We start from the raw sequence: 12,666 nt of genomic DNA, 5'->3' as shown, positions 1-12,666 counted from the left end.
TCGGCATGATTGGTGTACTTACTGTTCTCTTTTTTACTGGCGAAAGTTGGCTGGGTGGCGGCTGGTATTACATACCTGACAGGGCAATCACCATCGCGCTTGTTTTCTGCATATTCTGGCAGATTGCTTTGATAACAGGGACATTTTTTCTTATCAATGCGGGTAAATAAAATCTTCTGTGGGTGGAGGAAAAGAATTGTTATGATACCGATGTTCGCGGCCGCAGCTTTTCTTTTCCTGTTTCTCGCATGGAACTGGCTGCTTTATAGTTTTCAATTTGAGGAAAAGGTGGAGCAGTATGATGAACATATTGCTCTCTATGTAAATAATACGTTTGCAAGAACACGATTTAGATACCCCCATTATATGTACGAGGAAAACTGGCTGTTTATGAGAAACCTAGATGATGAGGAACAGCAAGAAGCAGTTCTGAAATACGGAGATCCAGATAATTATTACAATGACTAAAGACATTTTAACAAAATGCGTAAAGAATACAAATCGGGATTTTTACGACAAAATATGATATGATTTCTGTAAAAATAAACAGGATAACTTTCAATAGGGAGAAAATTGAAAAATGATAGAGACACTCTGGAATTTCTTTCGATTGTATACGGCGGATGCCGATTATTTACCGGACTTTTGGCTCACAATGATACTTCTTTATCTGAATGCAGGTCTGTATCTTAACGATCTATATAATCTGGTGAAGCGAAAGTCAAAAGCAGAAACATTCAGTCTGATGGCGATACCAGGAGTCTTTGCAGTACTCTTTGTGTCGGTGCTATCAATTTTTGCGCATGTGCCGAATCTTCAGAGCACAGCTTCACAGGCCAAACGCCTGAGCCTGATCATAACGACAACGCAGCCACAAACGAACCTTGCGCTGCTTCTTATTGTATTTCTTTATCCAATTCTATGGGGAATCGGGCTCTTACGACAGAGGAGGCATGAGCACGGCAGCCGCAAACGCTGGGTGCTGTCTTGCATTCCTGATTATATTGCATGGATCATATTGATATTGGGCATCGGTTATCACCTGTTTTTCGGGGAAAATATCCTGAATAGTGTTCTGGAAAATGCGAAGGTTGGAGATTTACTGGCCCTTTATGGCTCCTACGGAACCTGGCTCCATATATGGATGTATGGAATTTATATCCTTGCATGTAAGGAAGCGGTACTGCTTGTCGGCCTTTTATCTGAACTTTTGCTTATGCGGATTCCGCTTCGCTACCACAGTGGGCAGAATGCTGTTACCTTTGTCAGCTTTTATTATCTGTTTTGCCAGAATGCCATTTTTCGTGGTATCTCCCTACTGGAAGCTGCGTTGGTGATTCCGCTTTGTGGAGTGATGCTTCGGGAAGCGGCATCGCCTTTCAGCGATTACTCGTCGATTATGATATACGCAGCCTTTATGCTGCTGACAGGCGCAGTGTTTGTCGTTCTTATCGTCATTGGTCCAGTCATGCGGACACTTTCATACTTTTATTCATGGGGACAGCGCAAGCAGATCAGAGAGCTTTTCTGCACGGAATATTTTCTCATGCAGCCGGTTTCCAGAAACAGATCGTTCACGGTCACTTATCATTTTATCATTGATGAACAGGACGCCGCCGGTGTTTACTATCTTCCACTTCTCACAGACATCAGCGGATGGATCTCCCCGAAAAAGAAAGCAGGCAAATGGAAAATGCTCTCTTTCGCAGATGGCAGAACCTTTGAAGTATCAGAGCATGAGGCCGAAGCAGCCAAGGAAATGCTCTCTTATGCGTCAAACCGTCTCTATGCCCAGAAAGTAACTGGAGAAAATAGGAACAATATACCGGACGCAAAGGAAACATGGAACCCACTCATAAATCCAGCAACAACGATATATCAGAAATTGGTCAAGATATTTTTAGGCCTGATGGTTATTCTTTTTATGATGAGCTATCAGATACTGAAGTAATTAAACATCCGGTTTTCACTGCCGGAATAAATCAGGATTGGATTTATTCCGATGATGGCACAGCACAGTTCTGGCCGGTCGATAACTATTATCCGCCCGGAGAACGGCACACAAATTTTTTAGATTACGATGTTGTGAAACAACACCATACTTTAACGCAGATTTTGATGGGATTGCTACATAATGGCTTTACACTACAGGCTGTGGAAGAAGCTATGCCGTCCCCAGATATGCTGGATATTCCAGGCATGAAGGATGAACTACGCCGTCCCATGATGCTGTTGGTAAAAGCGCAAAAAAGATAATGGGCCCGTGAGCGGAGAATCCTCCTCGGAAATCCCCTTACTGCATATCAAATATAGACAACTGCTCGAATTCCTGCCTCTGCTCCAAAAGCGGAGGTGTCTTCGTCAGAAGTCTTTCTGCCGTGCTCCAGTCCTGGATCCATGGCTGTATTTCCTCTGGTGTCAGTACCAGTGGCATCCGGTCATGTACCGATGATACAGAGCTGTTAGGAACAGTTGTTATGATCGTAAACTGGCTTTCTTTTTCTGTTGGCTGCCAGACACCGGCCATGTAAAGAATATCTGACTGCGGCATGGTAAAAGAGATTTTTTCTTTTTCTTTATTCCATTCATAAAAACCAGCTGCAGGAATTACACACCGGCAATTCCGCACGCTGTTCCGAAATGCAGGCTTCGATAAAATACTCTCGGCCCTGGCATTAATAAGCAGCCAGTCTTGATACTTACTTGTAAATCCCCACCGCATTGCCTCCAGATGCACATTCTTCATTCCAGTCAGAACCATGGCCATATCGGTAGGACGCACATCTCCCACTGTCACTTTCAATTTTGCAGCATCAATCTGTTTGCAGATTTTCCTGATTTCCCGCCACATTTCATCATCTATAAAATATCTTCCACACATAAGCTGCTCCTCACACCAGCATCACCCATTTACAAGCCTCCAGGAAAAATATCAGTTTAAATTCCCGAATCAACCCACCAATTACGGCTTCGCATCCATATTCACGGCTCGGTATGCCAGAATAATTCTTTTCTTCCGTATATTTCACTAGGATGTCCTTTACTGTTTGAACCTCCCCGGCATCATCCTCAAACTTAAAATATCTTGGCATAGTCTGGCCAGTTGATGTAAACCATGCCGAACAGGCGATATGGTACATGTTTCCTTTAGGGATCCCGCTATCTACATCTATTCCATATTTTGTTGCTTGCGCAAATCTGGTCACGTTCATCAACCCCTTATATTATAATATTTTCTCCTGGGAATAATCAACCGTCCGCTTTTCCCGGCTGACGCCTCCACCCATATGGTCTATTTCTACAGATCCTGCAGATGGCAAAAAGCATGCCCTTTTTATGCTATCCATTCCAAACCTTTTCCGTATCTGATCCACAGTTTTCTCCATCTTCCGGTATTTTTCATAGTCGATCGTTTCAAAAAATTGCATCTGGCGAAAGGGATCTGATGATACACGGCTGGTATGGATCCCGAGATGCCGCAGCGGAATCCCATTCCACAATTCAGATAAACACCGACAGGCTGCAGCATAAATTTCCAGGGTCAGATCCGTTGGAACAGATAGTGTAATTTGATGTCCGTAAAAACGCAGATCCCAGTCTTTTAGACTGATAGAAACAACGCTAATCTTTACTCCATCTGCCCTTAACCTGGCTGAAATGGTTTCCGATAACGATAAAAGATACTGCCTGGCAGTTTCACAATCCATAACATCATAAGGCGTGGTGAGAGAATTTCCATAGCCTTTGGCCGGCGGAGGTGAGCTGATCACTGCAGATTCATCTATACCATTTGCATATTGCCAAATAAGTATTCCCTGTGACTTCATATGCGCGCGCAAAATTGCAGGATCCATAGCTGCCAGTTCTCCAATCGTATGAAATCCCAATTTTTTCAACTTGTATAAAGAGGCATGGCCCACATAAAACAGATCACCCACCGGAAGATGCCACATTTTTTCTGACATTTCTGATTTCCAGAGCGTATGAACGTGATCCGGCTTCGTAAAATCTGAAGCCATTTTTGCCAGAAGCTTATTTTCGGAAACACCAATATTTACAGTGAACCCTAATTCTGCATGCACACGATTTTTTATTTCATACGCAGTCGTTATCGGATCCTGGCAGCAGCCGGTCATATCCAAAAAAGCCTCATCTATACTATATTGCTCGATCTTGTCCGTATACTCACTTAACAGTTTTATCAGAGCTTTTGAAGATCGGTTATAGAGATCATAATTGGGCGGCACCAGAACCAGGTCCGGACATTTTTCCTTTGCAGAAACAACCGTTTCCCCGGTCTGAATATGATATTTCTTTGCCGGAATAGATTTTGCCAAAATGATCCCATGTCTTTTCTCCTGATCTCCTCCCACGGCACTCACCAGCTGTCGCAAATCCTGCTTTCCCCCCAGATGATGGATCCTGTAACACGCCTCCCAGGATAAAAAGGCGGAATTCACATCTACATGAAAAATAACTTTTTTCATATCCGCTCCTTTAAATCGAACATTTGTTCTATTTTCATTTTAAGCATTTCATTCCCAGATGTCAATATGGGATTTTCAGGCAAAAAAAGCGGCTGACCTTTTCGATCAACCGCTCATAGGTATTATTTCACACATTTAGCATTCTGCTATACCAAGACTCTGCTCCGCAAGATCCTTATACTTCCCAGAGTCCCCGCTGTCTTCCCTTTTTTGCGAACCGCTCCTCTAAATCGAAAATCGTATACGGCGGCTTATATGGCTCTTCGATATAACTCTGAAGAGCTCTAAGCTTGTCCCAATACTGCGGCAGGTTATGATAGATTGCATTCAACTCCCGCAAATTTTTGTTCCGGCAGCACCAGCAGCTTACCCTGTCAAGAATGGAATACAGCTCTATGCCTCCCTCCAGCCAGTTATATCCCTTCGCATAACAATACTGAAGGCACTGATATTCAGTCCAGCCCCATTCGACCAATGGATAGCACTTTTCCTTTACTCGGCCAGATTCATCTGCTGCGATCCCTATGTATTCCACCGCAGTTGCTCCGAGTGATTTTACATATTTTTCGCAGGCATTGATCTTAAGGCGTGTCATCCAGCGGCATGGCCCACCGCACCAATAGCTTCCATAGTGCGATGATCCGTCCCGGCACTTGATCCGTCGAAGGAGCATTTCTTCCAGGAAATGCCTTTCCGGCTGTAGAATAACAAGTTCGCACCCATACTGCTCCAATTCCAGTCGGACTTTCTCTATATTTTTCCGAATGCATGAAAACTCCATACCGGTATCAAAATAGACGCAGTGCGTTAACGGCCAGCCCTTTTCCATAAGCCCTAAAACCATTGCCATGGAGTCCTTTCCTCCTGAGATGGAGGCAACATATCGTTTTTCTTTTTCCATAATCACCATATTCCAGAACTGGATATGGCAGCACCTGTAGCCTCCCATGCTACTAATCATTCCTGATCCTCACGCTGTTTTCAGGTGCTTTATGCGAAGTACAACACTCTCATCGCAACCTGGTCTACCAGGATCTGATTATTTTCCTTTCTCTGAGTTCTCTTTCCCGGCCTTCAAAACGAGTTCCCCCGTACCAGCAAAAGAAATTTTCTTAAATCCCACAGAATCGCAAAAGAATAATTCTTTGCCATCGATCTGAATAATATCTCCTACCGACATGGAACGCATTGTTTTTCTATTGGGACGATCTGGGCGATTTAATCTCTCATACAGACCCTCCATAATTTCTGATACATTCAATGCCGTTCCCTCCTGCTCTTTCACTTCCGTCTCATAAGCAATTTCATAATCCGCGCGAGTAGGATTAAGCTTCAATTTCTGAAGCTGCTCCAGTGAAAGAAACATCATTCTTACCCCGCGTTCATTATTCTCTTTCAGCATCAATATCTCGATCTTCATAATCTTCCTTTTCTCTTTGATAAGCTCTACTCCAGTCAACCGGCTCTCCAAAATAGGCCGGTGTCATATCAACACCGCCATACCCTTCAGGAAAGCGCTCTGTAATATCCGGTATATACTGCTTCATTTTCATTTCCCTTTCATAAAATAAAGAAGGCTCTGAAAAATCAGAACCTCCTCTAGCATGCACATATTTAGTTAAATGGCAAACTCTCATCTTCTACGCCATCCGGTATTGACATAAAGCCATCACCGATCGGCTTTCCCATTTCTGGTGCCTGTTTTCCTCCAGCGGACGCATTTTTACTATCAGCAAATTCCTGATCATCTGCGATGATATCTGTGGTATAAACACGCTGACCTTCTTTGTTGGTGTAACTGCCAGTCTGGATGCGTCCGGACACCAGTACACGCATCCCCTGACGAAAATACTTCTCTGCAAACTCACCTGCTCTGTCAAATGCCACGATATTAATAAAATCGGCAGTCTGCTCATTTCCGTCCTGGCTCTTTCTTGCTCCTCTCCGGTCAACTGCCAGTGTATATCTGGCAACGGCCATGGAGCGCTCACCCTGAGTGTACCTGACTTCCGGATCCCTGGTCAATCGACCCATCAATATAACTCGATTCATGCTCTATCCTCCATTTCATTATTTTTTATTCTTTTACAGATGGTTCCTCAAAAACAATTCGTCGCTGGCCATGAAATTCATCTTTACGTCCATAAAAGGCCAGTTCTTTTCCTTCCCGGTAGGTACGCACAAATTTTGAAAACTCTACATATTTCTCAATCTTTGAGTACTGACCACTAAAAATTACGAACAGGAACTTTTCTTCTGTCGCTATATCCACACAATCTGCCTTATAGCATTTGTTACCCGCAGAAAGGGAAGACGTAAAACGAATTTTATATAAATTCTTTTCTTCCCTGCGCTGCTTAGTGCCATTCTGTCCTCTGCGCTGCTTGCCGCTCCTGATCTGGCTGATACCAATCTGAAGCAACTTACATACATTTTTGAAACTTTCCGATTGTGCAGCTGCGATATCCGTTTTTAAACTGGACGGCTTTCCAGTATCTTTGACAACAATGATATTACTGCCTCCAAGCGCAGACTTTCGGATCAAGGCATTCCGTTCATCATCATAGATAATCAGAATCGTCTTGGCCACTACCACAAAGCGCCCGAGAACTTCCTGGATACCTTCATACGTAACCAAAGTATCATAGTTTAAAACCCCGATGACACTGTTCAAACGGCTCTCCAGGCTTTCAACCGGAATATACGTTTCATTTTTTTCATTCTTCTTAAGTTCCTCTTCTGGAAACGGTGCCTTCAATTCACTCAGCACCTGATCCAAAGATTTTCCATTCACTGTGCCTTTCATCGCACACCTTCCTCCTCTATTTTTGAAAAAAAATAGCCAATGTAACATTCACATTGACTTAATCTAAGAATCCCATTTCAATACAGATGCAGTCACAAACCCACACTCTGTAAAAATAACTTACATGAAAAGCTATTATTAATGGGAGTATAACATTGCCATCAATGCCTGTCAACAGATCTAAGGCCACACCAAACTCTCAGTGCTGCGCTTTGATTTTTAGACTCTGATAGAAGCTTTCCAAAATGCGGCTGACTATTTTCAGCCAGCCGCTATATCCGTAAGATCCGTATTTAATCTGGAAATAGCACGGAATACTTCTTCTTCCTCTCAGGAGAAAACGTTATTTATATAGAAAGCATACGCTACTTCTGCTATCTCCACCTTAAGGAAAGCTGCTTTTTCTGCAGATGACAGACCATCATCCAGTGTCAGATAACGTTCCGTTAAATCATGCATCTTTTTAATTAACGTGTAATCATCCAGATCCTCTTCTTCATCCTCTGATGAGCTCTTTTCCCCGTGGAGTTCCCGGTACGCGCATACTCCGTCCGGATCAAATTCTTCCAGCCGGTCAAGATCAAATGCTACCTTCGAAAAAGTGCAGTATCCTGATACGGCTGTTTCAGGTAAAATTTCTCCCAGCTGATACTTTTTAATGAACTGCAATTTGGACTCGAAAAAATTGTGATCAATGAATGCTTCATTCTTTTTTACATCTTCATGAGGCAGATTTACAGTCAGATTACCAAAGTCCTCCCATTCTCCGTTTTCTTCTTTGTATAATCCAATATAAAGCCGTTTTCTGTCAGCATAGGATAATACTCTGATGATCAAATCCTCATGGCCACATTCCCAGTCATACCCCAGTGTTTTAAATTCTTTCATAGTTATCCTCTCTTTCCTGTTTTCATTTTCCTGGTTTTCTTAAAAATAAATCATTTTTTCACAGGTCATTGCATATTGATTGAAACAACTAAATAAAGATTCCATCGCGGCAAAACCGGATAAAATCCACTTTCATAAGTTTCATCGACATCGTCCTCCTTTCTGGCACGAAAAAAGGAACCTCCGACAGGAAGTTCCTCCAATGTGTATATATTCTGTTTATTTGCAGAATTCCTCCATTACTTGGTCTTAACTGACTCTCACTTTGCCAGAAGCAAATATAATTGAAATGAAAGAATTTGTAATTATTTTACCATTGAATTCTTTCCAAAGCAAGGATTGTTATACTAAAAAGCAAATAATCAAACAGATATGCTTGTGCAGCTGACATTCTATAAATATAAAAAATATAAAAGACATAGAAGACATGGATCTCTTTGTCGTATATATAGGGATTCCCGATAGATATTTCAGGCAATATTTGCAAACAATAGGTATTATTTTCTGATAGAGTTGAAATAAGGTTCTTTTGGATGATTTATTTCCTCTTCACAATCACTCTCTCCGTAAGGGGCTAGTCGCGGAACGCGTTTTATTTAAAAGAGCTAAAAAACATAAAAAAATTCAAAGACATAAAAGACATGTAAAAACATGAGTAATTTTCTGCTGTCAAAGGAGCTATTTCAGGCATTATTTTTTGGATCAGCCGATTTTTAGAAGCAAATGCAGTTTTTATTTTAAGAAAGATGATTTTCTGATGAAAAGAATGGTTTTTTTATAAAAAGGGTGATTTTTTTCTGAATCAAATAAAAGAAATTGTGGATAACCGACCTGGAAATTTAGATATTGCTGAAAAAAATACACATTGAAAAGCAATAAATAGGAAAAAAATTACCCAGAAAACGGGTATGAAAATACAGAATGGAACGAGAAATAGGCATCCTAGCGGATGCCGGTGAAGCGAAACTTATGCAATTTGTGGATTTTGGATTAATTCCCTTATGATGGATCGAACGAGCGAGCCAGGCCCTTTCTTTGCATCATAGAGTTTTGTGAGGATATAACGGTTATAGAAAAGGTGCAGTGCATCAAGAACCGTACCAATTTCATAGTCCTGTGCCATGATGGTAAGATCATGATACTGAGTTTCTTCAAAATCATAGATAGGAAGTAAATGCTCAGCATCCAGGGTAGGTGTCTGATCGAAGGCAATGCCATATTCTGTTTTCAGAATCTCCTCATACTGCATTCTCTCTCTTAACTTGTCCTCAAACAGGTAAGTGTTAAAGGTGCGGATCACATCATCCATTTCAGTGGTAAAAGAAACAATTTCGGAGTAGGCTTCCTGACGGACCTGGTTTTTGGTAGTCGCTCCATTAAAACAATCATTGAGCTTTGCAGCAATATAGCGTTTTTTCCTGGTGTACTCTTCCTTAAAAATAGTTTTGAAGGAGTTGGCATGATCCAAAATCTGCTTTACCACACCTGGTTTTACATATTTTGGTAAACCGGCAAGTAATTCTTTAAATGTGAGTTTGGCCACGGCCAGCTTTGCAGAACTCTGAAGTTCAGTGGTGATCGCTTCACAAAGAAGCATAAGGATCACTCGTAGCTCATTAATGGATTTGATCTGCAGGAGCTGCTCAAGCAAATCATATGTACACTGGATATAACCACCGCCAAGACCGATAGGATTATACATTTTGGTGTAGTCATGGATTGTAAAGGTATACTCTTCTGTGACCGGATCCATAGATACATCAAAAAAGCCGCAGGACTCCAACCGGAGAATATTGCTGCGAACGGTTTTGATGTTACAATCAAGTGCTTGTGCCAGATCTTCCAAATCGAGTGGTGAAGTGATGCCGGTATTTGCGTTGGCATAGAAATGGATCAGAATGAACAGCCGAACAGAGCAGCTTTTTAATAGCTGCTTCTCGAATGAAGTATGAATGATTTTCTTTATGGATGGAATGCTTACATTCGCAAAACGTTTCACTCTGGATCCACCCCCTTTCCGCAATGTAATGTTAATTATAAAGGGAAATAAAAAAATTTGGAATATTGCCAAAGTGTGGGAAAACGGGTAAAAAAGGACTGTTTTGTGAGATGTGTTAATGAGAAAATAAATGGGGAAAATAAGACTGAAAATGGGGGAAGTATTGTAAAATAAGGGTTTTTCCGGGAAAAACTACCGCACTTTACCGAAAATGGTTACCGCACTTTACCGAAAATAGCTACTGCACTTTACCGAAAAATTTACCGCAGTTCTCCGAAAAATATAGCGCAGTTCTCCGAAAAAACTACCGCAGTTTACCGAAAAAGCTACCGCAGTTCTCCGAAAAAGCTTAGCGCAGTTTACCGAAAAGCTATAGTATTTTGCCGAAAGGCTACTGCAGTTTATTGAAAAATAGTTGTATTTGCGCTGAAACGGGCCGATTAGCGCAGTTCTCCGAAAAGTGGAGCATCTAAGCTGGAACTGTTTAGCTAGTGCAGTTTACCGAAAAATAGCTGCATTTGGGCTGGAACTGACCAGATAGCGCAGTTCTCCGAAAAGTTGGTTATCTGGGGCGGAGCCGTTCAGATAGCGCAGTTTACCGAAAAGTAGTACATCTGAGCTGGAGCCGCTTGGATAGCGCAGTTTACCGAAAAATAGCTGCATTTGGGCTGGAACTGGCCGGCTAGCGCAGTTTACCGAAAAGTGGAGCATCTGAGTCGGAGTCGTTCAGATAGCGCAGTTCTCCGAAAAGTAGTGCATCTGAGGTAGAGCCGCTTGGATAGCGCAGTTTACCGAAAAATAGCTGCATTTGGGCTGGAATTGACCGGCTAGCGCAGTTTACCGAAAAGTAGTGTATCTGAGTCGAAGCTGTTCAGATAGCGCAGTTCTCCGAAAAGTGGCTGTATCTGAGCTGCAGCTGTTTAATTACTATACTATGCAAAAATGTATCTGTATTTGAACTGCAGTTGATCGGTTAATGCATTTTCTAAAAATTACTAAAGATATTTGGTTTGAAGTTATGTAGCCACCACATGATAGAAAACCGAGAACAGTATGTCCTCGGTTCGAGTTACTTTTTTTTGATGAAGTGCAGCTTCATTTCGTTTAAAGTACTTACAGTTGGAATTCCCAAAAGTTCTTCAGAGAAAACCATATAAGGATAATGCTCTTTCAATGTAGTCTTTTTTTCCAACAACTCATAAGCTTTCGAAAAAGCACGCTTTAATAGAGTATTTTTATTCGCTGTACGGATTGTATTGTTAAGCGCTTCTACTAATTGAGGAGAGCGATCAAAAATATCCCGAACGGTGATACATACATTTTCGTCTGTAGATTGCTCAATCATTGTCACAATGGCGAAAACAATCTCTACGGCGCGTTTATTTCTTTCTTTAGCAATTGATGTATAAATGATATCGGTATGTTCTGATATTAAGAACTTTGCAGGTTCAGTAATCTTATTTAAGTTGAGTTTTGACTGTCGTACCTTTACATTATACAGTGTCTGAATTAAGCGAAGCATGTAGGGAGAGGAAAAACGTATTGTGTTCGTGGTGTCATCATAACCCAGTGAAACCAAAAGCGGTAAAGCGGATCCGATTCGTTTTGGATATTTTGGATCGCGAATAATCCCGTAGATGGTTTGGAATGCTCCTGTCTTATTTCGCAGCATGATTATATCATTATCACTTAAATTACGTCCTTTCCCCATAAGTTCGGCCAAATCGGGTAAGTAAATAGTAAAACTTTCGTTTATCGCATACTGGTTTTGGTTGATAGTATTTTTAATATCGGCAAGAATAATACTGTAAAATAGTTTTAATAAGGGCAGATCAAATTCACCGATTTCAACAACCTTACCACGACTAATTTCTTCCAGTTTTGCTTCTGATACAGGTACTCCTTCAAAATAAAGTTTTCCGGTATTAGCATCATAATTGAGGCCATCTGTTGATTCCAGAGGTGTTAGATATGCACTTCCGCTTTTGCGTAAACTTAAACCAGATTCATACTCCTGATCAATGATCAGGGAGATGTGCTTGGTCAATGAAGTATCGACATAGTCTTTTTTTCTTGTTCGGTTGGTCCTTTTTTTGGTTTCGTGTTCTATGGATTCTAGAGAAGATGCATTAGGTTGTGCGTTGTATGCGTTATCAGCGGCAAAAACCGGCAGCTCCTGAAGAACCACTTTGAGAGCCTCATATACACGATTTTCATTTTCTGTCAAAGGTGGGCCAGACTTCATACGAGCTTGAAGTTCCTGAAAGTGCAGGGCATAATGTTCGGGAATTGGCGCATATACTTTTCCGGTTTCAGGATCCTTTGACCACCACTCATTTTCGGTTTGATAATTGATCTCATGACCAACAGGTACCATCTCGGTTTCAACATCAATGGGGTGCTCTTTTCCATCTTTATCTGTTACTGAAATCTGAACAGTTTTCTTTTTATTTAATAAATCTGAATCTTTTTCCATTATTCACGCT

General features: G+C 41.4%; 15 protein-coding genes. 4 read left to right on the top strand and 11 right to left on the bottom strand.

Annotated elements, in window-relative coordinates; genetic code table 11:
* Positions 1-5: 5 nt before the first annotated feature.
* The 4 genes from DWZ40_RS19805 to DWZ40_RS09635 all read left to right on the top strand — a co-directional run bounded on the left by DWZ40_RS19805 (position 6) and on the right by DWZ40_RS09635 (position 2,256).
* Positions 6-170, top strand: a complete 165-nt coding sequence (locus DWZ40_RS19805; protein WP_207664501.1) for a hypothetical protein — start codon at positions 6-8, stop codon at positions 168-170.
* 31 nt (positions 171-201) lie between these two features.
* The gene (locus DWZ40_RS09645) at positions 202-468 is read left to right on the top strand and encodes a hypothetical protein (RefSeq protein WP_118542846.1); all 267 of its coding nucleotides are present in this window, start codon (positions 202-204) and stop codon (positions 466-468) included.
* A gap of 187 nt (positions 469-655) precedes the next feature.
* Complete coding sequence (locus DWZ40_RS09640; RefSeq protein WP_147354176.1) at positions 656-1,951, top strand: hypothetical protein; 1,296 nt, start codon at positions 656-658, stop codon at positions 1,949-1,951.
* Positions 1,843-2,256: a hypothetical protein gene (locus DWZ40_RS09635; RefSeq protein WP_341460297.1), complete on the top strand. Its 414-nt coding sequence runs from the start codon at positions 1,843-1,845 to the stop codon at positions 2,254-2,256. The genes DWZ40_RS09640 and DWZ40_RS09635 overlap by 109 nt, the downstream gene beginning before the upstream one ends.
* 37 nt (positions 2,257-2,293) lie before the next feature.
* Here DWZ40_RS09635 and DWZ40_RS09630 read toward each other — a convergent pair whose 3' ends face one another.
* The 11 genes from DWZ40_RS09630 to DWZ40_RS09585 all read right to left on the bottom strand — a co-directional run bounded on the left by DWZ40_RS09630 (position 2,294) and on the right by DWZ40_RS09585 (position 12,656).
* A complete protein-coding gene (locus DWZ40_RS09630; protein ID WP_118542844.1) occupies positions 2,294-2,881 on the bottom strand; it encodes an SOS response-associated peptidase family protein in 588 nt (195 codons plus the stop codon).
* Positions 2,882-2,891: 10 nt separating this feature from the next.
* On the bottom strand, positions 2,892-3,206 hold the full coding sequence (locus DWZ40_RS09625) for a hypothetical protein (protein ID WP_243032085.1): 315 nt from the start codon (positions 3,204-3,206) through the stop codon (positions 2,892-2,894).
* An 18-nt stretch (positions 3,207-3,224) separates the two neighbouring features.
* Positions 3,225-4,487 (bottom strand): DNA polymerase IV, encoded by a 1,263-nt coding sequence (locus tag DWZ40_RS09620; RefSeq protein WP_118542842.1) that lies wholly within the window; start codon positions 4,485-4,487, stop codon positions 3,225-3,227.
* Between the two features lie 175 nt (positions 4,488-4,662).
* A complete protein-coding gene (locus DWZ40_RS09615) occupies positions 4,663-5,388 on the bottom strand; it encodes a phosphoadenosine phosphosulfate reductase family protein (RefSeq protein ID WP_279220650.1) in 726 nt (241 codons plus the stop codon).
* Between the two features lie 138 nt (positions 5,389-5,526).
* Positions 5,527-5,889 (bottom strand): YodL domain-containing protein, encoded by a 363-nt coding sequence (locus tag DWZ40_RS09610; protein ID WP_182431701.1) that lies wholly within the window; start codon positions 5,887-5,889, stop codon positions 5,527-5,529.
* The gene (locus DWZ40_RS19290; protein ID WP_118656554.1) at positions 5,873-6,124 is read right to left on the bottom strand and encodes a hypothetical protein; all 252 of its coding nucleotides are present in this window, start codon (positions 6,122-6,124) and stop codon (positions 5,873-5,875) included. Before DWZ40_RS19290 ends, DWZ40_RS09610 begins: the two co-directional genes overlap by 17 nt.
* Positions 6,102-6,539 carry a single-stranded DNA-binding protein gene (locus tag DWZ40_RS09605; protein ID WP_118542839.1) on the bottom strand — a complete coding sequence of 146 codons (438 nt, stop codon included), beginning with the start codon at positions 6,537-6,539 and terminating at the stop codon, positions 6,102-6,104. Before DWZ40_RS09605 ends, DWZ40_RS19290 begins: the two co-directional genes overlap by 23 nt.
* A 25-nt stretch (positions 6,540-6,564) precedes the next feature.
* Positions 6,565-7,293 (bottom strand): hypothetical protein, encoded by a 729-nt coding sequence (locus DWZ40_RS09600; RefSeq protein ID WP_118542838.1) that lies wholly within the window; start codon positions 7,291-7,293, stop codon positions 6,565-6,567.
* Between the two features lie 330 nt (positions 7,294-7,623).
* Complete coding sequence (locus tag DWZ40_RS09595; RefSeq protein WP_118542837.1) at positions 7,624-8,181, bottom strand: DUF4313 domain-containing protein; 558 nt, start codon at positions 8,179-8,181, stop codon at positions 7,624-7,626.
* Positions 8,182-9,148: 967 nt separating this feature from the next.
* Positions 9,149-10,180 carry a hypothetical protein gene (locus tag DWZ40_RS09590; protein WP_118542836.1) on the bottom strand — a complete coding sequence of 344 codons (1,032 nt, stop codon included), beginning with the start codon at positions 10,178-10,180 and terminating at the stop codon, positions 9,149-9,151.
* Positions 10,181-11,249: 1,069 nt separating this feature from the next.
* On the bottom strand, positions 11,250-12,656 hold the full coding sequence (locus DWZ40_RS09585; RefSeq protein WP_118542835.1) for a hypothetical protein: 1,407 nt from the start codon (positions 12,654-12,656) through the stop codon (positions 11,250-11,252).
* Positions 12,657-12,666 lie beyond the last annotated feature (10 nt).

Source organism: Clostridium sp. AF32-12BH, assembly GCF_003477935.1.
Taxonomy (GTDB): Bacteria; Bacillota; Clostridia; order Lachnospirales; family Lachnospiraceae; genus Brotaphodocola.
The sequence above is the reverse complement of the archived record's forward strand: the minus strand, read 5'-3'. Positions and strand labels throughout refer to the sequence as shown.